Below are 22,446 nucleotides of genomic sequence, written 5' to 3' on the forward strand. Positions count from 1 at the left end.
TCCTTGTTTCCGCTCTACACTTTAATATTAGCGATATGCCATAAAGAAAAATATCCATCTTCATCGGGAGCTTCGTTCTCCAGTACAAAACCAATAGACTGAAAACACTTCAAACAAGCAGTGTTGTCGGCTTCAATTCCGGCGTACCATTTATGGATCGTTTCCAGTTTGGGAAGCTGCATAGCTTTTCCAACCACTGCTCTGCCGTAGCCCCTGCCTCGAACCGACGGATCGACAACAATGGCAATGCTTCCCGTATTCTGCTCCTCCTGCTCAATCATAATTACACCTACGGCTTTACCCTCCGAGAACGCTACCCACACGTCATAACCAGGATGCTGCTCCACGTGCTGATGCCACTCGTCTAAAGGAAGCATTCCCTCCAAGCGCCGATGAACCTCTGCATCCTTAAACCACTCCTCCAGCATCGCCAGATCTCTTACCGTAAACGGTCGTAAATTGTCAATCACGCTCATTTCATCTCACCTCTTTATCTGTATTTTTGAGCCTGCATATTGTACAGTTCGGCATACCCTGCCCCATTCACCAGCAATTGATTATGAGTTCCCGTCTCCATGATTCTGCCCTGTTCCATATAGACTACATAATCTGCGTGTCGTGCAGTGCTCAACCGATGCGAGACGATGACCACCGTCTTGTTTTTCATTAAATCCCGCATTCGTTGGAACACGTCTTCCTCCATGAACACATCAAGCGCAGAAGAAGGTTCGTCCATGATCAGCAATCCGGCAACATCCTCTCTCATAAAGGCACGGGATAATGCAATCCGCTGCCATTCTCCTCCTGAAAGGCTTCTGCCTCCGAATAGCCTGCCTAGCTGTGTATCATATTTTTGCCCCAGCTTGTGGATAAATTCGTCTGCTCCGCCCAGCTTGGCAGCTCTTTCGATTATCCTTTGCTCGTTAACAGCCGCAAGATTACCTAGTCCAATATTGTCCCGAAGATTCATTTCATAGCGCACAAAATCCTGGAATACGGCTGTAGCCTGTGTCCGATAGGCAGCAATATCATACTCGCCCAGCGGAATACCGTTGTAACACACCACTCCTTCATTAGGATCAAAGAAGCGCAGGAGCAGTTTGACAAGCGTGCTTTTGCCTGACCCGTTTTCACCGACCAACACGGTCACTTTTCCAGCAGGGATGATAAGCTCTGGGATATCCAGCACAACCTTGGTTTCATCATACCGGAAACGGACCCCTTCCAGCCGGAAGCCCTCTTTGACGGACACCGCCGGAGGGCATGGGCCTGACTTCATTTCATTCTCGCTATAGAGAAAAGAACGAATCTTCTCCAGATGTCTGGCTTCTCTAGGACCGATCGCAAAAGCTGCAAACAATTCATTCATTCCCTCATTCAACTGAATAGTGGCGCCAATAAATAAAAAGATGTCCCCTGCTGTGAAGTGGCCGGAAAGCGCATGTCCAACTAGATATATAATGATGAGACCAGCGGCCAGCGACTGGAGTACAGACCACAATAATTGATGGAGAGCCAGTTTCCGTTGGTCGGCTGAAAGTGTAAGCAGAAGCTCTCGTGACGTGTTCAGATATCTCTCCTTAAAAAAAGGAACAAGACCAAATACCTTAAGCTCTCCGGCTGTTTCAGGCCTGAGCGGCGTACCAGCGTAATACTCAGCACGCCGCCTTAATTCCTGGACTTCCTCGCGTCCTTCAAAGGTTGCGTTGTTGAGCTTTGCTTCCCAATACAGCTTGGGAACGACCAACGCCAGCAAGACAATCGGGGCCCAGGGAGCGATCGTTCCAATCATTATACTCCCGGCTGCAATCACGACCAGTCCTCCGATGGTCTGAGAAATAATCGTTAACCACATTGTAACGAAGTATTCGTTATATTGAATAACCCGAGTTTTTGTATGGAAGCCTGCCTTTTCAAAAGGAGCAATATCCGGAATCGACATTGCTTTGCTGATCAACAACTCATCAATATGTGCTTGAAGTTTTGCAGTCAACAGGCGTTTGTGCATCTCTGATACGGGTTGGAGGGCATCCACAGCTAATGTTAGCCCAATATACAACAGCACCATCCAAGCCAGCGCATCCCATGATGCAAGAACAAACGGCTGTTCAGCCAATCTGTCAATGATCTGGGCACTCAGCCACACAAGCAGCGGACCAAGTAATGCCTCAAGCACTTTAATGGCAAAAACGGTACACACTTTTACTGGCGAGCATGTCCATAACAAGGACAGTCCAAACAAAACGGAGGAAGCCATCTGTCGTCGCCTGGCTGTGATTCGTCGCAATGCTATCACTGGATATGCTCCTCCTCTTGAAAAGATTTTCCCTGCAAACGGAACATGGTGGCATACTCCCCATTTTTGCACATTAAGGCCTCATGGCTACCTTCTTCCACAATACAACCATTTTTCAGGACAAGTATTCGATCTGCTAGTTTAACCGTGCTGAACCGATGAGAGATCATGATCACCGTTTTACCTTTAGTCATTTTTTGGAACTGATTGAAAATCTCATATTCAGCCCGAATGTCAAGAGAAGCAGCCGGTTCATCCAGAATGACCAGACCTGCTTGACGAACCATCGCTCTGGCTAACGCCACGCGTTGCCATTGTCCACCCGAGAAATCAGTACCTCCCCATTCGGGGCCCAAGAGGGTTTCGGTTCCATGAGGCAGCGCCGAAACGATCTGGTCCAGCCTTGAATCTTGAAGTACCTGATTTATCTCCCTGTCGCTCAGTTTTGCGTTCATGCTGCCTATCATAATGTTCTCGCGCAGGGATAACTCGTATTTTCCGAATTCCTGAAAAACAACCGAGATATGCTCTCTCAGCTCCCTGACATCAAACGAGCGAATATCCACACCGTTGATTTTAATCTCGCCTTTGCAGAACTCATAGAAGCGGCACAACAGCTTGACAAGTGTTGTTTTACCCGACCCATTGGCGCCAACAATCGCGATGCGCTCCCCGGGAGATATGCTGAAACTGATATGGTCAAGGACCCAGGGGGAACGTTTATCTTCACTCTCATTAACATCCTCATCATAATCGTGGACTTCGTCCTCGTATTCGTCATCAATCTCCTCATTGTCCAGTTCCAGGTCGAAATCATCAGCTGTTTCCTCGGAAGCAGCACTCTCCTGTTCCTGATAAGGATACTTGAAGCTTACTCCCTTGAATTCTATAGATAGGGGGCCAGCATTCACTGGAACGGGATGTGAAGGCATCCGGATATCTTCCTCTGCATTCATAAATAAGACGAAATCATTTCCCATTCTCCAGATATCAATCGTGTCTGCCCCTTCCTTGGCAATCTCTCTTAATGAAACAGACAATTGAAACACAGCCCCTAAATACAGAGCAATATCCCCCAGCGAAATCGAGCCCGATCCAGATTGACTTACTACCCAAAAGTATGCTCCTCCTGCCACCATACCCGAAAAAAGACCGGTGAAAACCGTTCCTTTTGCGCTTTTGGCCTGGATCATTCGAAACTGTTCATACAGCCGAGCAAACGTGTGTTGATAGATGTTATGGAAATGCCTGCCCAAACCAAACAGGCGAATTTCCTTGGCGGCACGCCGACTAATCATTAGGCTTCGAGTATAATCCAATCTTCTTCTTGTAACTGCATATTCTTTGGCATACTGCCATTCCATCTCGTTGTAACGGTTCTGCATAAACGCAAAAGGAGCTGTTGACAGCACCAGAATAATGGACAGCATCGGAGAGAGCGCTGCAATCAGCATAATAATACCAATCGTCGAAAAAATAGATGTGCACAAATTCGCGCTGAAATTCAGGAGCTGTGCTGGCAGCCAATTGGAACGATCCCGCAACGCTTCCAGCCGGTTTCGGTGTTCCTCCTCTTCAAAAAAGCGCATGCCGGGAATACGTTCAAAAGCATCCAGCAAAACGCTATTCACAGTAATGATAGATCGCTCCGATAGCAGCATTTTAAGCCAGGTTTGCGCGGCGTTCACGAGGCTGAGCAAAACCAGGCTACAAGCATAGACAATAGCCCACTGCGCCGCGTATGATTCTGAACCGTTTGGCGCAATTCCATCGATAATTTGTTTAGAAGCATAGAGCTGAAGTGCTGGAACAGCCCCCTCAATGAATATGAACAATACGATAAGCACGGTTAACACCGGACCGGATTTCCATAACATTCGCACGAGTAAATGGGTTGTTTGCCATGTTCGTTCTGCTCTGCTGCACCGTCCTTCATGATCAGCCATGTGTTTCTCCATTCGTCTGCACCTTTATGATTGAAATGGCCCTGAATCAGGCATGAAAATACATAGGTTTCTTCTCATTCAGATTAACCTCCTCGATATCTCCGAGCAGCCTTGCCGGAGCCGGCCTGGAGCGGTTGAGCACATGTTCTTTGCCCCGGCTCATCTCCTGTAGCCAAATCTCCAAGTCGATAACAGAGCGCATATATTGGTAACCCATGCCCAGATCATTATTCGGGTCCTCCGAACGGATTGCCATGGCGACCAAGTGTTTCCACCACGTTTTCTGGTCAATAATCCCAAGTTCCGTAACAAGCACACGCTGTCCGCTCGCGAACAATTGCAAAATATGCTTGCGATCGTTCAAAAAGCTTTTTCTGGCCATATGGGCATAGGTTGTTTTGGACGACCTGTTATAGACATACGAAGGCAAGATATCTGTGAATGCTTTTCGAAGCAGCAGCTTGGAACCAGCATAGCTGTCTTGCTCCCCCTTCAAGAGATCATAATGCTGCTCCGGCGGAACCGAGAATGAGAATTCGATCATGCGACGGTCCAGAAACGGATGATATGCAGGCAAGGTAACACTTACAGAGTCCATGTATCTTGCACGTGGCCACAGAAAGTCATAATGATAACGCTTTCCCCAGTAATTTAGTGGCCTGCTTTTTCGGTATCGATGAACCTCCCCCGCATTCATCTGCCGTTCTCTCAAGAGATGTTCGTTTGTAAAAAATTCTGGCAAGTCGTACTCCGTATCCGACCATAACAGCTTATAGTACAATTTTTCTCCAATATAAGGAATGAATGGCGCCAAACCATATTGGAAGCCCCTTTTCAGCATGGGGCCCGCTCGATTGCCAGTCCATTTTCGGAGCTGACGAATGCCTTCCCGATAGCGCTTTTGCCGAAAATAGGAATCAATGACAGCAGCCTCACCGCTATATATGAAGTCTCCGCCTTCACCCGTCAAAACGGCAGCAGTTCGAAATTGCCGAGCAAGCACCGTAAATGTTTCGTTCACAAGCGAATTGGCTCGGGGATCTGGACCATCCACGAACCATAGCGGGTCCCTGCCAATTTCGGCATTTGGTATTCTCGCCGTGGCGTCCGCATGAATGATCAGGCCGGGAATGCGCAGATCCTTCATCATTTTTTTGACGAGATCCTTATCATGGCTTGGCATCATATCCGGCTCGGCAAAAGATATGTTGACAGCCAGAACCTGCTCTCGGTTCCCGCTGGCAATGGCGGCTGCTACAACCGCAGCCGAGTCGAGTCCTCCGCTCAGTTCAACAATTCGTTTGCTACCATTAAAACGTTCCAGGGTCACCTGCTTCAGCAATTGACGAAATTGAGGGGCAGCATCCTCCGTGAGCTGTGGCCTGCTTGTCAGTTCCCGCATTCCCCAGTAGCTTTGCACTTTCACCTGATGATTGTTCCACCAGGCAATGGAGGCCGTGGGCAGCTTGCGAATGCCTTTAAAAAAAGTGCGCTCCTCCAGTCCGTTCTCCCCCACCGCAAAGCCTGAAGTTGGATACATTCGGCACACGTCTTTATCAACCTCAAAAGGAATATCCTGAAGCAGCAAAAGCACACGTAGATCGTTGGCAACAAACCATTCATTTCTTGGGCTAATCCAATAATAAACAGGTCGGGTTGCATAGCTGTCGGTAGCAACAATTAAGCTGCTTCGTTTCTGGTTCCAGTACACCAGTGTAAATTCCCCTTGGGACTTGCATAAGTGATATTCAGGTTTCTCTTGCAGCAGGCGGTAAGCCTGCTCCTGCTGATAAGATGAAAGGGACGGGAAATCGTCGGCATGAGCTTGCAGTTCGCCGCTTGCCCAGCCATCCAGAATGATGGGAAAATCAAGATGGACATCCGTGAAGGAACTGGAAACCTGCGGTCCGTAACCATAGGAGAGCGTTGCTAAATGGAACGTGTCGTCCGTATATACATCCACACCGGTAACCCTTGCCCACCTTTTAATTGAATCCATCCATTCTAACCAAATATTTTGATTTTGGCCCTGCATAGCAATCCATATCTTCATCCCAGAGATAGCACCCACCTCTCGGCATATTCGCTCATATTATATGTTTTCAACACCTTCAAATCATTTCCTTTATGATTGGGGTCAATAGTCCGACCGTCTTCCAAACGCACCCATGCATGTGAAAACAATTTTTCATCTATCTTTTTCACACCGATCAACAAGTCACTCTCATAGCCAGCACTAAACAAAATGGCCTGAACTGTCATAGCTATGGAAACACACGAGGTGATGAGATGATCATTTTCATCCATTTCATACATCATCTGACCAAGTCTGCACAATTCGGCCGTCTCGATCCGATTCGCTTCCCTTCGTCCTGCGCTTACATGAAGCGGATACATATGTATTGCAATTTTTTCATAAGCATCTACAAAATCCTTCTCCAGCAGTAACAGGCGGACAAAAGCATGGACCGTGGTGAAATAAACCTTGTTATGGACAGGGATCGACTTGCTCATGAGGCATCGACCTTGACCAGATTTTTAGCCCAAAGTTCCTGAATTGCGTTTTGCAGAATATCGGTTAATTCAGCCTCGGATTGATCAAATTCACTTTTCCATTTACTCAGAATTTGGTCGAATTCCCTTGTCCCAGTCTCCAGTTCCAGCCACAGCTCCATCAACGCGCCTTCAAGTCCAAAATATTCGCCGTTATTGATATCCAGCACGATACATTCCTCGCTTAATGACGTCGTGGCGGTTTCCTCGCTTCGGGCAATTTTCATGCCTGCTACCCCTCTCTGCAAGGTAATATATAGTATATGGAAATGACTAGAGAGAGCCGAAAGGCCCTCTCTGGTGAACATATAATGCCTTTGAAATTAACCACGTTTTACTCCACGGCCGTTTTTACCATCTCCCGGCTTACTTTTCTTGGAGAGAGTTACTGTCAGGAATGCACCATAACTCTTCAAAGGAGCCACTTGAACTTTACGCATATATTTCACCACCTCTCAACTTGAAATATATTACATTTTTAATATATCATAGAAATAATGGGTTTTAACCGCAATCAATCCCCAAAACCCGCCAAGATTCCACAAATCCGCTTGTTACGGTTATTTTGTGGTCCGAAAGAAAATAATACATACGAGGTGCATATCATGCTGAACGTAATTCTGGTAGACGATCATAAAGCATTTACCTGTGGAATGAAGCTCATTTTGGAACAAAACAACATGAAGGTAACCGTACTTCATTCAGCCCTTGAAACGCTAGACTTCATAAAAGAACAGGCCAATGCGATAGACCTTTACCTGTATGACTTGTCTATGCCGGACCTTAACGGAATTGAACTGGCAACCAAAACACTGGAGATCATTCCTGATGCAAGAATCATGCTCTTCTATTCCCAGGAGGATATGATTCAGCTGTTTCAAATGTCGGTACAGGCAGGCATTCGCGGATTTATCGACAAGTCTTTTTCAGCTCAGCAGGTGCTCACAAGCATTTCCATGTGCATGGAAGAAGCGGTGGTCTTTTCCCTGGATTTCCTTAAAGCGGTTTTCACTCCGACAGCTTCCTTTAATGCTCCTGAAACTGTGCTGACAGAGTTCGAAATAAAATTGCTACAACAGGTGGCTAAAGGCGAAACCAATAAACAAATCGCGGAGTCTCTTTTCATGTCTACTCGAAATGTCGAATATCACTTGGGACGTGTTTATAAAAAACTGAGGGTCAGCTCCAGAACATATGCCGTTCACAAATGCAAGATTCTTAAATTGATATAAGCACAAAGCAAAACCCGCAAAGATCCTTTAAAAAGGTCTCTTTGCGGGTCTTGTTGTTATTTTAGAATCTTCCTGATTTGAATATCGAATAGAGCAGGAAAGCCACCATCAGAATCGCCACCAGGAAACCAATCTCAATGACCGGAATATCCCACAGCATTGTGGACTGATGACTGATCGACGAACCGATAATCAAACCAACCATGATGATACAAAAAGCAAGTAACACAATACTGAAGGACAGCCGATTACTAATCTGGTCCATTCTGCGCATGAGTGCATCCAGTTCAGGGACGCTGATCTCCAGTCTCAGCTTGCCTTTGCTAATAATGGATGATAACTGCCTTAACTGCCCTGGCAACCCAATGACACTCTCCGCCATATCGGCCGCACTACGGAACAGTCGATTCTTAATTCTTCCGGCGCTAAAACGTTCCTTGATCAGCTTTCGGCCAAACGGTTCGGCCATATCTACGATGCTCAGGGAAGGATCGAGATGTTCGATTACACCTTCCATCGTTAGTAACGATTTACCGAGCAGCAGAATATCAGCCGGCATCACCACACGATGTCTCTGGGCTACGCCGAACAAGTCGTTCAACGCCTGTCCCACACTAATCTTGGAAAAGGGAATATCGTAATATTTGGTACGTAACTTGTCCAAATCCACATGAAGCCCCCGCAGATCCATGTCATCCGGCATCATACCGAGCTTCTCAATGGCCCGGATCATACTGTCCGTATCTTTGCGCATTAACCCAATAATGAGCGAAGCAAGCTGCTGTTTCATCTCATCGCTCAGGCTGCCCACCATGCCGAAGTCTATGAAGGCAAGACGTCCATCCTTCAATACCATCAGATTGCCCGGATGTGGGTCAGCGTGAAAGAACCCATGAATAAATATCTGATTCAATAATGAGTCCACCAACCGCTCAGCAATATTGTTCAGATCATGGCCACGTCTGACCAATTCATCACGATCATTAAGCTTGATCCCTTCGATATACTCCATAGTCAGCACACGTGAAGACGTATGATCCCAGTAAATTGTCGGGATTTTCACCTTGTTATCCTGTTGGTATTGCTGTGCAATCTTTTCCGTATTTCGGCCTTCGACCGTATAATCCAGCTCAGCCATCAGTGCCTGAGCATACTCTTCGACCATCTGCGGAATCTGATATTGCTTCACCCAATCCCAGCGCTTCTCGGCCATGGCAGTCAGCTCACGCAAAATATCCAGGTCACGCTGCACAATACGCGATATACCCGGCCGCTGAATCTTGATGGCTACCGATTCACCGCTTCGAAGTTTGCCCAGATGCACCTGACCAATGCTGGCCGCAGCTACAGGAGTATCCTCGAACCGGGAAAAGATCTCCTCCAGCGGTGTATCCAATTCCTGTTCCAAAATACCCCTTGCCGTCTCGGAAGAGAACGGCGGGACCTGATCCTGCAACTTCACCAGCTCACGAATGACAGACTCAGGCAATAGATCTGCCCTTGTGCTTGCGAGTTGCCCCAGCTTGACGAAAGCCGGCCCCAGCTCCTGCAGCACAAGCCTGATGCGTTCACTCAGCGTTTTGGTGGTGTGTGCTTCACGCGACATCCACCGTCTGGGCAGAGCCAGCAACTGGAACAAGCCCAGCTCCTCGACCATATAACCGAAGCCATGACGCACGAGCGCCATGGCAATTTCACGGTATCTGCCGACATGTTTGATTCGCACGGCCATCTACTCGATCTCGTTTCCTTTGAGAGGAGGAGGAACTTCAAGTGGAGCCGGGGATTCATCAGGTTGAAGTTGTGGTGATTGGCCCAGTTCGGCAAGTTTTTTCTCCAGGACAGCAACGCGCTGTTCCAGACTGGTTACATCACTTTCGGATGCCACACCAGCTTCCTGAAGCACTCGCTTGACCTGTTCCTGAATTACTCTCTTGAACTGGCCCTGCTCTTCATCGCCCCGTTCCAGCAGACGTTCAACCAAAGCTTTGGATTCACCGGGCGCAAGTTCCCCGCGCTTGACCAAATCATCCACGGTTTTCTCAATTTTTTCTTTGCTTACGACAGTAAGACCAAGCCCTAACGAGATCGCCTTTTTGAACAAATCGCTCATTTTTGTCATCCTCCTCTTCGTTGATCTCTATATTATACTCCTTATACTTCGCATGCAAAAATGTCCGTCGGATCAGACGTAACGCGCAGCCCATTTGCCTGCTTGCAGCAGTAACTTCCGGTACGTTTCGTGTGCAAAAGACGGCACATGGTGACCCGGCATCAGATAAACAATACGCCCAACACCATATCGATGAGCCCAAACCGCAGGCTTTGGTCCCTCTTCGGATTGATATTCCAGCAATATCTTCGTTTCGGCAAAAGAACCAAACTCGAACTGATACGGTTCTTCTTCCATTGTGAAATTCGAAATGCCCTCCGTCACGGGATGGCTTTCCGCCGTTACAGTGAAATCAAGCGGTGCATACGCCGGATGATGCAGGAACTTGGCACCGATCATCTGTTTGAGTTCATAACGATTTTGGAGCGAAATGCCGTTATGTATAATGACCAGCCCACCTCCATTACTCACATAGGACAACAAACCTGCTGTCTGCTGTGGAGAGACTTTACCCTTCCAATCGTCCATGTATGAGATACATACATCAAACCCGGTTATATTTTCTTGCAGCAGCATATTCCGATTCTCACTGCACTGCACAGTCATCGTATCATGGAAAATTCGGCTAATCTCCGCATCCACACCCTGAAGCGGGTGCCAGTCCGGATGTGTATAATCGCCTAGTAGCAATGCTTTTTTACGTTGATCCATTCAATCAATCTCCTTTCTTGTTCACCTCACTGTATAAAAACCAACTACCAGGGGAGTTTCTCTCCCTTGTAGTCCACATATGCGGGCTGATCTCCTTTAAATTGTTCATGGCGGTCGATAAGTACTGCGATATGCTGTGCAGATTGCTCGGGCGTGAGATCCGCAGAAGCATCCAATTCGCCCCGCATATAACTCTGTACCCAACCGGGATGCACAAGCATCACTTGTCCGCCTTCTTCCTTCAGACCATTGTGCACAAGACGGGCCTGCATGTTCAAAGCAGCTTTGGACATACAATAGGCGTACCACCCATCCCGACTGCACTGCTCTATACTTCCAGCCTCGGAAGAGATATCAACAATCAGCTTGATCTGTCCTTGAAGAAGGAGGGGTAACACGGAATGAGTCACACGCAGTGTACCTAAGGTGTTCACATTAAATACTTCAGCCATCTCCGCCATATTCAACGGCCCGCGGATATGATCCGTAATACTCCCTAGTATAGCCGCATTATTGATCAGCATATCCAAATGATTCGTATCCAGCTTCAATGTCTCCGTAAACAGAGCTACCGACAGGTCGTCCGCGATATCCAGTTCGATGGCACGCAGATGGTCAGGATATCCTTCTGCAAGCATACGAATCCCCTCGGAATCTTCCACGTCCAGACCGGCCGCATACACAAGATAACCTCTCTTCAGCATCTGTGCCGTCAAAGCGAGTCCCAATCCCCGGGCAGCTCCCGTTACACATACGGTTCTCATCATGATGTCCCTCCCTCGCATAATGATTCTGTCTTTAACTCATTCCACATATTCATCTGAAAACCTTTAATTCAGAATCGGATCGCCAACTTCACGACCAAAGACTCATGAGGTAAAAGCAAGATTAGAGCCATTTTGCTTATTGAATTGAGCTATCTATTTGAGCTATAAATAGCTGCTATTATCTCTGCATATATCGCTCCTGCCGATAGGCTAAACAATGTTCCACCCATCTTCGTGCGGCAGCCGGGTAAGAGCCCAGATGAACGTGTGTATACCCGGCCACGATGTTTCCTGCGGCATATCCCTCTTGCTTCAAGCCACGCAACCCCTTGGTCTCATACGCATAAGGGATCGTCTCTTCGTCACGATAAGTCATCGTAGAATAATGAAATTCATGACCCCGAAGTACTTCACCCTTTTTCAGCAAAAAGGAATCCCGAACGCTACTTGCTTCACGGTAGCCAAGCGCAGCGCGCTTCTTCTGCATCTGCACCTGTGCGGGGATAATGCCCGCCATGTCGAAAGTAGCGCCCTCACGGTCGGTCAACGTTTCCCCGAGCACCATGTAACCACCACACTCGGCAAATAAAGGCATGTTGGATTGTGCTGCCTGTCGAAGTCCTTTCAAGAACCCTTGGTTACCAGCAATCTCTGCTGCAAATTCCTCGGGAAACCCACCACCCAAATAGATGCCATCCACATCCGTAGGAATGCCTTCGCCAGCGAGCGGACTGAAGTAATGTAATCTGGCCCCGGCTGCTTCGAGCAATTCCAAATTATCGGGATAATAGAAATTAAATGCCGCATCGCGCGCAACGGCAATGACAGGCTGTACCGTATATGATACATGTCGATTATTAACGTTGATCACTGAATTGGAATGTGAATCGTATTGTAAGTCCTGATCCGCAGGAGATGAAGTATATACTGTACTTATCGCATGGGCAATACCTTCAACTGTTGTAGCTTCTGGTCCGCCAAACGAATGGACAGAATCTGTATTTGCCTCTGCAAAGCTCACATCTTGTCGTTTGAAAGGTGGGGCGCTTGCTGCCAGATCCAGCAGAAGATCCAGATCGGTGCCTTCCATGAGAACATCGGCTGCACGTTGGAATAAGGGCTCCAGTTCACCGCGCTCGATGGCAGGTACCAGTCCCAGATGTCTCTCCGGGATGGACATGTCCTCGTCCCGCTTCAGCCAGCCAACCACCGGAATGCCGCACATCTGCTCAATGGCTTTTTTCACAATGGTATGATGACCTGCACTTCCGCAACGATTAACGATCACTCCGGCAATATTTAATTCAGGCTCCAGCTGTTGAAAACCCAGGACAATCGCGGCCGCACTGCGAGCCATGCTGCGTACATCCACAACCAGGATCACAGGGGTTTGCGTGACCAGAGCAATCTCTGCAGTTGAACCTGTATTGCTGAGCGGATCTTTGCCGTCGTAGAGGCCCATAACGCCCTCGATAATGGAAATATCATGTCCGGATGATGCCTTCTCAAACGTATCTCTCACATACTCTGGCGATGTCATCCATGCATCCAAATTGCGGGATGGTCTGCCCGTGACAGCGGTATGGTATGTCGGATCAATATAATCCGGGCCGCATTTGAACCCCTGTACACTCAAACCACGCTGGGCGAGTGCTCTCATCAGTCCCAAGGTTACTGTCGTTTTCCCTGCACCACTCCCGGTGCCAGCAATGATCAGTCGGGGTCTGGTGTTACGATCTGAAATGGTCATTGTCATTTCCACCTTTTCTTCGAGATAACAAAACCGCATCATATAGCGATGCGGTCAAAATTAAAGCACACTCTTTATTCATTAGGTTGTTCTGTCATCGCAGTTCCTGTGTAAAATAGATTCACTTCATGCATATCTCTACTCAAATGAAACGCGTGCTACGGAGATCGTCAGATTACCGCTCTTTTTCTTCTCTAGCAGCCAATGATCGGCACCGGAGGAGAGCAACGCCGCAGGTTCACTTACACCATACGCTCCGGTATATTTGAATACCGTCTCGGATGGATTCGCAAGCTTCACTGTATTCAGTTCCGCAGGGGTATAGGTCACCAGTTCCCAGCCATATTTGGCGCAGAGGGCCAATAGGCCTTCTTCATCTTTTTTCAGATCAATTGTGGCAATGTTGCGCACGCTCTTCACGGAAAGGGATAACTCTTCCAAGGTAGCAAGGACTTCCTGCTCCAATTCCTCGATAGATGTGCCGCGATTACAGCCCATGCCAAGCACGAGGCTTTTCGGACGATACAGTACCCCGTTGCTGAGAAAACGTTCCTCTTCTTCTGCCGAAAGCAGGCGGTCACTGACGACCAGCGCAGCGTTGAACGGGAAGGATTCCGTTTCCTCCAGGCTGTTGAAGACACGGATATGATCCGGCACGGGTTTGTTATATCTCCACCAGTTCCGCTCCCCCGTCTCCTGAATGAGAGCTACAGGCTCTTCGTTGACAACAGCCGCACTGACAGGTGTCGCCTTGTCGAAGCTGTCCACGATCCAACCCAGTTCCCGGCCAAACATGTCCACCGGAATGGTGCCCTGCACGTCTGAAGCTGTCGTGATGACGGCACGTGCGCCCAGTACTTCCGCGACCTGGCGTGTCAACTCATTGGCACCGCCTAGATGACCAGACAGCACGCTGATGACATTTTCGCCGCGGTCATCAATGACCAGTACGGCAGGATCGACTTTTTTGTCCACCAGAATCGGAGCAATCATCCGCACAACTGCCCCCAGGGAGATGAAAAGAATGATGCCATTATATCGTTTGAACAAATCAGGCAAAATCAGCTTCACTGAACCTTCGAACAGCTCATAACCCAACTGCTCTTCATCGCCACGAGCAAACTTGCTCATATAATATACGTCCGTGCCTTGGAACTGCCCAGCCAGATTACGCACCATCTCCACACCATGCTTCGTAATGGCAACGGCGGCAAACGGATTACTCACCGGACTTCACTCCCTTGCGATAGCCATGGGTGAAGGATTTATCATACAGCTTGGAACGGTGAGCATCCCGGTTCACGAGATCCGGGTCAAGTGCCCAGCCTGCCAGAATCATCGCATGCATTGTAATACCAGCGGCACGCAGATCCGCTGCCAGATTGGCAAGCGTGGTCCGTACAATTTTCTGGTCAGGCCATGTCGCACGCTGCACAACTGCAACCGGCGTATCTTCGCTCCAGCCTGCGGCGAGGAATTCAACCACGACTTTTTTCGCCAAAGTTGCACTCAGGAAGAGCGCCACCGTACAGTGATGGGATGCGAGATCACGCAGCTTCTCCCGTTCAGGTACAGGTGTACGACCTTCTGCACGCGTCAGAATTACGGTCTGCGTCAGTTCTGGTACAGTAAGTTCAGCACCCAGCGCAGCGGCCGAAGCAAAGACCGAACTCACACCCGGAATGATCTCATATTCCACGCCCTGCTGTTTCAGCAATACCATTTGTTCCAGAATTGCGCCGTACATCGCTGGATCACCCGTGTGCACACGAGCTACACTGCGACCCGCACGAGTGGCTTCACACATCAGCTCAACCTGACGCTCCAGATCCATGCCAGAGCTCTGCAGCACTTCTGCTTCGGGCTTCGCGGTGGCAATCAGTTCATCGTTCACGAGGGAATCCGTATACAGGACCATATCCGCACTCTTTAAAATGTTCGAACCCTTCACCGTAATCAGTTCCGGGTCACCAGGGCCTGCGCCTACGATATAGACTTTCGCTTCCAATGTCTTCATTTGCTCACCACCATCAGGCTTAAATATTCCAGCTCCTGCCCTTTCAGTTCACGGGCATCACGCCAGACGAGTTCATATGGAGAAGTGACTTTGGTAACGACCGAAGCTTTGCCGCCGAGTCCCATCTCGTCCAGCAATTCCAACATCGGGTCAAGCACCTTCGCCACTTTGATAAATACAATCGTATCGTGGTGCTCGATCGCCTGCCGCATCGCTTCTTTATCTGCCGTAGCCGGAATAATGCCCACCTGCTCGTCTCCGTCTGCCAGATGAATATCCAGCGCTGCCGCTGCACCCAACACGGATGAGATGCCTGGAATCGAACTAATCGGCACTTCAGGATGCAGTTCTCGCATCAGCCGTGCCAAATGAATAAATGTGCTATACAGGTTCGGGTCACCCTCGGTTACAAAAGCCACATCCTTGCCCTCCTTGAGGGCACCCCAGCATGCTTCAACGGTCTTGCCCCACTCACGTTCAAGCACAACCGGGTCCTTGGTCATCGGGAAGATCAGGCCGAGCATCTCTTTCTCTTCCGGGTTCACATACAGTTCCACGATCTCGTGGGCGTAGGATTTACCGCCTTTACGTTTCTTGGGATATGCGACCACCGGGCATTCGCGAATCATCCGGTATGCTTTTACCGTAATCAGCTCCGGGTCTCCCGGCCCGACACCCACGCCATACAACGTACCGATGGCTTTGTGATCGTACAATTTATTTTCCAGTGGTTCTGCGTAAGTGTTTCCCCACGCTGTGTTTCCAGTTGTGCTTGCTGTTGTTGTGCTAATGCTGCTCTCCCCCTTCTTCGTTCCTGGCCAAACTACTCTGCGCCGTTCGCTGTTTCCGCTTCTTTTGCTGCGATATACTGTCCAGTAATTACGTAGATCGGATTCAATCCGTCAAAACGGGTCATGTTCAGGATCGGCTTGCTGCGCGCCGTCTGTAGTAACGTTACGGAGGCGTCCATGCCCGCTTCGCGCATCGCCTTCATGCTGTCATGCAGCGTCTCTATCGTCGCTGCATTCACAACGAGGCGTCCCTCGGGGCGCAGCCGGGACGCACACAGGGCGATCAGCTGGCCGAGCTCGCCGCCGCTGCCGCCAATGAACACCGCATCCGGATCGGGTAGTTCGTCCAGCCCCGCTGGAGCTTTGGCATGAAGGACGGTGAAGTCTGTCCGGAATTTGATCCGGTTGGCCTCGATGTTCACGAGGTCACCTTCGTTCTTCTCGATGGCGAAGACCTGGCCCCGCGGCGCCAGCCGCGTGCACTCCACCGCCACCGAGCCTGAACCTGCGCCGATATCCCACACGATGCTGTCCTCGCCCAGTTTCAGCTCGGACAAGCTGAACGCGCGGACTTCACGCTTGGTGATGAGGCCCTTTTCGGGTTTGCGCTGATGGAATTCCTCATCTGCAAACCCGAAGCCTTTGCGCGGCGCGGGTGCATCCTTGCGGCGCAGCAAAATCACGACGTTCAGCGGGCTGCATTCTGCTGCCGCCAGCTCGTCCAGGGTGTAATGGCGGGCACACTCGTCTGCCCCGCCCAGATTCTCGGCAACGTAGGCATCATACTCCGTCATGCCGAACTGTTGCAGATACGCCCCGATCGCAGCGGGGCTGTTGTGCTCGTCCGTGAGCAGCGCAATTTTGGCTTTGCCATCGATGCGCTGTGCGAGGCCTTTGAGCGGGCGACCGTGCACGCTTTCGAGCACGGCATCGTGCCAGCTCTCGCCAAGCTGGGCAAATGCCAGCTGCAGCGAACTGAGATTAGGCCGGATCTCCAATTGATCCGGGCCGATTTGGCGCGCTAAATACCCGGCGATGCCGTAGAACAGCGGGTCACCCGAGGCAAGCACAACAACGTTGTGTGTAGCCTGTAACGCTTTTATTTTCACAACAAGATCGCTTAAACCGCTCTTAATCGCTAACCGTTTACCTGCAAATGCGGGGAAGTACTCCAGCTGGCGCTCTCCGCCAACGAGTACATCTGCCTCCTGAATGAGATTCAGGCTATCCGTTGTCAATCCTGCCGCGCCTTCTTCACCCACGCCAATAATGCAGATTTTACGATTCTTTGCTCCAGTTGCTGTCTTCGAGTTCACTGATTTTCGCCCTCCCCAGTTCCATTCCTTTCATCGTGACCAATACCACTTCCACCGTCACGCCGCCTCCGGCATGTTCCAAACAGTGCTGGCAAGCATATGTACATAACTTTTCAAAATAGGGCAAGTACCCCGCTTCAGTCATCATATCCGCCACCTGAGTTGCCGTGTTGGCTTCCTCGATCGCTTGCGCCAGTTCATCTCCGGCTCCGGTCTCGCGGGCCACGGACGCAAGAAATCCAAAATCCACCGGCGCACTCTTGGAGTGCACCATCATAACGCCTTGAGCCACTTTGGCAAATTTGCCTGGCATCCCGACCAGAGTGATATGTTTCATGCCCAACCGTTTACCGTGTTTGATCGCAAAGCCGACAAAGTCACCCATCTGGATAAAAGCTTCCTCTGGCAGATCGGGCATCATCTTCATGGCGTATTTCTCACTACTGCCGCCCGTGGTCAGCACAATATGTTCACAACCGGATGCCTGAGCAACGGAAATCGCTTGTACCACACTCGCTCTGTAGGCAGAGGTGGAGAACGGAACGACCACGCCGCGTGTACCTAAAATAGAGATGCCGCCCAGAATGCCCAGACGGGAATTCAGTGTCTTCTTCGCCATCTCTTCGCCGTCCGGCACGCTGATCACAACCCGCACGCCTCTGGCTGTGCCGTGTTCGGCGAGCACCTGGGTGACAGCTTCGGTAATCATGCGGCGCGGAACGGGATTAATTGCCGCTTCGCCTACAGGCACGGGCAGTCCGGGCTTCGTGACCCGGCCTACGCCGATGCCTCCATCCAGTTCCATGCCCGGCTCGTCCCGCCACGACACATGTGCGATGATCTTCGCCCGATGCGTGGCGTCCGGGTCATCCCCGGCGTCTTTGATCGTGGCACAGGTTGCTACGCCATCGGTCAATTCCTGCTCGATCAGTTCGAACGAGTGGTCAAAGCCCGCCGGCAATGAAACCACGGCCTGCGCCGGAATCATACCTGTTAACAGGAGCTGCGTGGCCCCTTTGGCAACGGCTGTGGCACACGCACCTGTGGTGAAGCCGGAACGCATGGGTTTGTCGGGGTCTGGTGTATTGCCGCCTATCATGGGGTTTGAACCTCCCGTCCTTTAATTAGCTAGTTTAAATGAGGTGGCATTACGCTGCGTACGTGGGTGGACTTTGGTGCTTGGGTGGCCGCTACGGGTACGGATCGTTCTTATGATCGCTGTTGTCTCCAGATTTCTTTGATTCCCTTTTCCAAAAGGGAGAAATCCGGAGACAAAGGCGACCGCTCCGCTTCTTCAGAATCGATTCCGTCCCCTTCGCTGCTACCTGCGTCTGCATCCACCTGGCATAATGACACCTCTTGGGCTAAACAATGCCCTGAGGTTTATTTGGGGTAACTGATCATTCCATGCCAGTAGGACTTGGCATGGAATGTAGTTACGGGGTTTTGCGCTTGTGTAGTCTTCTACCTTTGGGTGACCGCTACGGGGCCGGATCAGTCTTATGATTCCGGTGTCCCCTCGCTCCTACCTGCTCCTGTATCCACCTGGCACAGTGCGTAATGCCACCTCTTGGGTCAAACAATGCCCTGAGGTTTATTTTGTGGTAACTGATCATTCCATCCAGTAGGACTTGGCATGGAATGTAGTTACGCGGTTTTGCGCTTGAGCGTCTACTGTTCTTTTTGAAAGTGGGTGATACTTGTCGTTTGACCAACTTATGACGGTGAATTGAGCTTACCTGTGCAATCCGTTTCAGTCATGCGATTAGAATGAATGCTTGTTGATGAAATCTACATTTTTAACGAATCGAGGGGAGCTTATTGCTGCCAAATTCCACAAACGAAAATTGTAACGAATCGTAAAGACGTTATTTCAATAGAAAGACGTTGCTTTCGCCACTTTTTGGCGTGTTTTACCGGAATAGCGTTACTCAGGTTCGTTAAAATATGAAACGGATGATAATCCGCATAATAAGGCCTGTGAGATTCGTTAACACTCGTTGAGGTTTGTTAAGATTCGTTAAAGCCCGTTAAGATCGCTAACGCTCGCGTGCGTCACGATTGCCTCTAGTAACCTGTGGCTTTTACTTAGAACGACTACGCCTTCACTGCCATCAGGGAGATGGCGTTCAGGGCGGCTACGACGATGGTGCTTCCGCCTTTGCGGCCAATATTGGTGATAAACGGGATGTCGAGTTTGCGCAGCTCGTCTTTGGATTCTGCTGCGGATACGAATCCAACCGGCATACCGATGATCAGACCCGGTTTGGCTTCGCCTTCTTTGACCAGACGGATCAGTTCCAGCAAAGCGGTTGGGGCGTTACCAATGGCATAAATTCCGCCTTCGTATAATTGATTCGCTTTACGCGTCGAGATAATTGCGCGAGTGGTGTTCAAGCGCTTGGCTTCCTCCATCACATCGGGATCGGAAATATGTACATGCACATCTCCGCCAAAACCGCGAATGCGATCCTTGCTTACGCCAGCCTGAATCATCTGTACGTCAGCGATGACGGATTGTCCGGCGCGAAGCGCTGCAATTCCTGCTTGAATGGCATCCGGGTGGAACACCATGCTGCGTCCCAATTCGAAGTCAGCCGAGGCGTGAATGACACGCTGTACCACTGGATATTGCTCAGCCGTGAAAGGATGCTCACCCAGTTCCTCCGTGATCATCTCAAAGCTTTTGCCCTCAATCTCCTGCGGTTGTACGGTCAACGGTTTAAATTCCGTTTTGAAATCCATGTGCGTTTCACTCCTTCAAGTAGTGGTGTCATTCAAAAATTCATTATTCAAATTAAGACTATTGGGGTGCTCTACTGCACCAATACACGCTTCAACTCATCCAGTACACCTTCGAAATGGTCAAACACCGTTCCAAATTCAGCCTCGGGGCGTGAAATCAACACGACATGAATGCCCAGTTCGAGTGCAGATTGGATTTTCTCATCCACTGCTCCGGTCTTGCCGCTCTCCTTGGTAACCATTACCGTCGTCGCATAGTGCTTGTACAAGGCTTCATTCATTTCGCGGGAAAATGGTCCCTGCATCGCAATAATATTGCGCTGTTCAACGCCAAGTTCACCGCATTTCTCCATATTATCGAGACGTGGAAGCATGCGGGCAACGAGACGAATGTCCGGATCACCGAGCAGGTGCTTGGTGAAAGTCTGTAACGTTTTGCTACCTGTCGTCAGCATAACGGAGCCCTTCAATTCTTTGGCCTTGAGTGCCGCTTCATCGTAGGAAGATACGACATGCAGCAACGCATGATCATCGTATGCCAGGCCCGTGCGCTCATAGCGAATATATGGAATGCCGGCCTGTTTGGCTGCTTCCATCGCATTGGCATGTGCTTCTTCGGCAAACGGATGACTTGCATCCACAATGGCACAGCTACCTTTTTCACGCACAAGTTCCACCATGGCTTCCACAGTCAAACGACCTGTCCGAACAGGTAACCCGGCTTCTGTCAGGCTATTTGCCGCACTGTCGGTTACAACAGAAGTCAGCACGTCTGTACCTTGCTGCTGAATCTGTAAAGCGAGTTCCCTGGCATCACTCGTACCACACAACATGAAGATCATGGACGATTCACCTGCTCCGAAGTTGCTGCAACCTGTGACTGATCGGGAGAAGCCGCTTCTTGTGCGATTCCTTCCGCGTCATCCGGGTTGTTCCGATTTCCTTCGTGCTCATGATGCGTATGATGCAACTCTTCATCGTGATCATGGTGATAATCGAGTGATGCTTGACGATCGACGGCTGTATGCGAGTGATCATGAGCGTGGTCATACTTATGTGTATGGTCATCTTGTGCATATACGTGCTGATGGTTATGCTCATCATGATGATGCGAGTGATCATGGTCCGAATGATCGTGGTTGTGCGCATGGCTGTGTTCATGATGGTGGTCGTGACTGTGCTCATGTCCATGATCGTGATGATGGTCGTGGTCGTGATCATGGTGATGATCGTGGTCATGCCCATGGTCGTGATCATGATGGTGATGATGATGTTTGGCAGCTTCCAATCTGAATTGACAGTTGTCACAATTGGCTGTTACACGTCCGTATAAACCCTCATGGGCTCGCTCCAGTACCAGTTCAACCAGCTTCGGGTGGAAGCCAAAATATCCGCCAACCTCAACCTGAATGTCTGGATGTGCCGCTGCAAATTCCGCAGTCATTTCATCAATGCGCTTGATCAGTACACCTGTGAACAGGAAGTAAGGCATGATGATGATTTTCTTTGCACCCAGCAAGAGACAGCGCTCTAATCCATCCGGGAATGAGGGCTGAGTCACGCCGATAAAGCTGCTTTCCGTCCACTTGTACGGCAGTTTCTCCCATAACATCCGGGTCATTTTGAAAAAGTCACTGTTGGCATCCGGGTCACTGCTTCCCCGTCCAAGCACCAGGACGGCAGTCTCTTCATCCGTCACCGGAGCAGGTGGAGCCGCTACTGCTGCACCGCCTTGGGATGCGACAAGTACAGGTTGTGCTTCTTGCAGACGGGTCTGCATAATCTGAACGACTTTCTCATGGACACCGATGGGACGACCATATACGAATTCCACCTGCGGATAACGTGCCTTGGCGCGGTCAATGGCGTTAGGAATATCAATCTTGGCATGACCGGCAGCAAACAAAATGATCGGCACCAACACGACACGTGTTGCTCCCCGATCCACACAAGCGGTAACACCTTCAGCAATACTTGGTCTCGTTAACTCCAGAAAACAGGTCTCCACCAACGTATTATCCGGTGCCTTCGCTGCTACCTCATGTGCAAACTCCTTCAACTCCCGGTTCCCCTCGGGATCACGGCTCCCGTGTCCCACCAACAATATTGCATCCATCTTTTGTTATTCCTCCCCCGTCTGACCCGCAGATCAGACTTTTCATAATCAATCCATCTATGTCAGCTGAAATTCAGCGAATATTGCAAACGA

The 22,446-nt window shown here is 49.8% G+C and carries 21 protein-coding genes; 1 reads left to right on the top strand and 20 read right to left on the bottom strand.

Annotated elements, in window-relative coordinates; genetic code table 11:
- Positions 1-14 precede the first annotated feature (14 nt).
- The 7 genes from ABTV53_RS26350 to ABTV53_RS26380 all read right to left on the bottom strand — a co-directional run bounded on the left by ABTV53_RS26350 (position 15) and on the right by ABTV53_RS26380 (position 7,235).
- Positions 15-476: a GNAT family N-acetyltransferase gene (locus tag ABTV53_RS26350; protein WP_433748103.1), complete on the bottom strand. Its 462-nt coding sequence runs from the start codon at positions 474-476 to the stop codon at positions 15-17.
- A gap of 14 nt (positions 477-490) precedes the next feature.
- The gene (locus ABTV53_RS26355; protein ID WP_433748105.1) at positions 491-2,296 is read right to left on the bottom strand and encodes an ABC transporter ATP-binding protein; all 1,806 of its coding nucleotides are present in this window, start codon (positions 2,294-2,296) and stop codon (positions 491-493) included.
- A complete protein-coding gene (locus tag ABTV53_RS26360) occupies positions 2,293-4,242 on the bottom strand; it encodes an ABC transporter ATP-binding protein (protein WP_433748108.1) in 1,950 nt (649 codons plus the stop codon). Before ABTV53_RS26360 ends, ABTV53_RS26355 begins: the two co-directional genes overlap by 4 nt.
- A 46-nt stretch (positions 4,243-4,288) precedes the next feature.
- Positions 4,289-6,295, bottom strand: a complete 2,007-nt coding sequence (locus ABTV53_RS26365) for an asparagine synthase-related protein (RefSeq protein ID WP_433748110.1) — start codon at positions 6,293-6,295, stop codon at positions 4,289-4,291.
- Entirely contained in the window at positions 6,292-6,756 is a 465-nt protein-coding gene (locus tag ABTV53_RS26370; RefSeq protein ID WP_433748113.1) for a lasso peptide biosynthesis B2 protein, read from the bottom strand. The genes ABTV53_RS26365 and ABTV53_RS26370 overlap by 4 nt, the downstream gene beginning before the upstream one ends.
- Positions 6,753-7,022 carry a PqqD family peptide modification chaperone gene (locus ABTV53_RS26375; RefSeq protein ID WP_076214942.1) on the bottom strand — a complete coding sequence of 90 codons (270 nt, stop codon included), beginning with the start codon at positions 7,020-7,022 and terminating at the stop codon, positions 6,753-6,755. Before ABTV53_RS26375 ends, ABTV53_RS26370 begins: the two co-directional genes overlap by 4 nt.
- Positions 7,023-7,118: 96 nt before the next feature.
- Positions 7,119-7,235 (bottom strand): lariocidin family lasso peptide, encoded by a 117-nt coding sequence (locus ABTV53_RS26380; protein WP_433748117.1) that lies wholly within the window; start codon positions 7,233-7,235, stop codon positions 7,119-7,121.
- A 165-nt stretch (positions 7,236-7,400) separates the two neighbouring features.
- Between ABTV53_RS26380 and ABTV53_RS26385 the strand changes: the two genes are divergently transcribed.
- A complete protein-coding gene (locus ABTV53_RS26385; protein WP_433748120.1) occupies positions 7,401-8,027 on the top strand; it encodes a response regulator transcription factor in 627 nt (208 codons plus the stop codon).
- Positions 8,028-8,088: 61 nt separating this feature from the next.
- On the opposite strand, the gene ABTV53_RS26390 is transcribed toward ABTV53_RS26385, so the two are convergent.
- From ABTV53_RS26390 to ABTV53_RS26450, 13 genes are all read right to left on the bottom strand, one after another.
- Positions 8,089-9,759, bottom strand: a complete 1,671-nt coding sequence (locus ABTV53_RS26390; protein WP_433748123.1) for an ABC1 kinase family protein — start codon at positions 9,757-9,759, stop codon at positions 8,089-8,091.
- On the bottom strand, positions 9,760-10,140 hold the full coding sequence (locus ABTV53_RS26395; RefSeq protein ID WP_433748125.1) for a phasin family protein: 381 nt from the start codon (positions 10,138-10,140) through the stop codon (positions 9,760-9,762).
- 72 nt (positions 10,141-10,212) lie between these two features.
- Entirely contained in the window at positions 10,213-10,851 is a 639-nt protein-coding gene (locus tag ABTV53_RS26400; RefSeq protein WP_433748128.1) for a ThuA domain-containing protein, read from the bottom strand.
- A gap of 44 nt (positions 10,852-10,895) precedes the next feature.
- A complete protein-coding gene (locus ABTV53_RS26405; RefSeq protein ID WP_433748131.1) occupies positions 10,896-11,618 on the bottom strand; it encodes an SDR family oxidoreductase in 723 nt (240 codons plus the stop codon).
- Positions 11,619-11,796: 178 nt separating this feature from the next.
- Positions 11,797-13,368: a cobyrinate a,c-diamide synthase gene (locus tag ABTV53_RS26410; protein ID WP_433748134.1), complete on the bottom strand. Its 1,572-nt coding sequence runs from the start codon at positions 13,366-13,368 to the stop codon at positions 11,797-11,799.
- Between the two features lie 138 nt (positions 13,369-13,506).
- The gene (locus ABTV53_RS26415) at positions 13,507-14,595 is read right to left on the bottom strand and encodes a cobalt-precorrin 5A hydrolase (RefSeq protein WP_433748136.1); all 1,089 of its coding nucleotides are present in this window, start codon (positions 14,593-14,595) and stop codon (positions 13,507-13,509) included.
- Entirely contained in the window at positions 14,588-15,385 is a 798-nt protein-coding gene (gene cobM / locus ABTV53_RS26420) for a precorrin-4 C(11)-methyltransferase (RefSeq protein WP_145324589.1), read from the bottom strand. The genes ABTV53_RS26415 and cobM overlap by 8 nt, the downstream gene beginning before the upstream one ends.
- A complete protein-coding gene (cobI, locus tag ABTV53_RS26425) occupies positions 15,382-16,101 on the bottom strand; it encodes a precorrin-2 C(20)-methyltransferase (protein WP_433748139.1) in 720 nt (239 codons plus the stop codon). The genes cobM and cobI overlap by 4 nt, the downstream gene beginning before the upstream one ends.
- A gap of 107 nt (positions 16,102-16,208) precedes the next feature.
- Positions 16,209-17,492, bottom strand: a complete 1,284-nt coding sequence (gene cbiE / locus ABTV53_RS26430; protein WP_433748142.1) for a precorrin-6y C5,15-methyltransferase (decarboxylating) subunit CbiE — start codon at positions 17,490-17,492, stop codon at positions 16,209-16,211.
- On the bottom strand, positions 17,455-18,591 hold the full coding sequence (locus tag ABTV53_RS26435; protein WP_433748144.1) for a cobalt-precorrin-5B (C(1))-methyltransferase: 1,137 nt from the start codon (positions 18,589-18,591) through the stop codon (positions 17,455-17,457). The genes cbiE and ABTV53_RS26435 overlap by 38 nt, the downstream gene beginning before the upstream one ends.
- Before the next feature lie 998 nt (positions 18,592-19,589).
- Positions 19,590-20,237, bottom strand: a complete 648-nt coding sequence (locus ABTV53_RS26440) for a precorrin-8X methylmutase (RefSeq protein WP_278297837.1) — start codon at positions 20,235-20,237, stop codon at positions 19,590-19,592.
- Positions 20,238-20,308: 71 nt separating this feature from the next.
- Positions 20,309-21,079: a precorrin-6A reductase gene (cobK, locus tag ABTV53_RS26445; RefSeq protein WP_433748148.1), complete on the bottom strand. Its 771-nt coding sequence runs from the start codon at positions 21,077-21,079 to the stop codon at positions 20,309-20,311.
- Positions 21,076-22,353, bottom strand: a complete 1,278-nt coding sequence (locus ABTV53_RS26450; RefSeq protein WP_433748151.1) for a sirohydrochlorin chelatase — start codon at positions 22,351-22,353, stop codon at positions 21,076-21,078. The genes cobK and ABTV53_RS26450 overlap by 4 nt, the downstream gene beginning before the upstream one ends.
- Positions 22,354-22,446 lie beyond the last annotated feature (93 nt).

It is taken from the genome of Paenibacillus amylolyticus, assembly GCF_050990605.1.
GTDB lineage: Bacteria > Bacillota > Bacilli > Paenibacillales > Paenibacillaceae > Paenibacillus > Paenibacillus amylolyticus_H.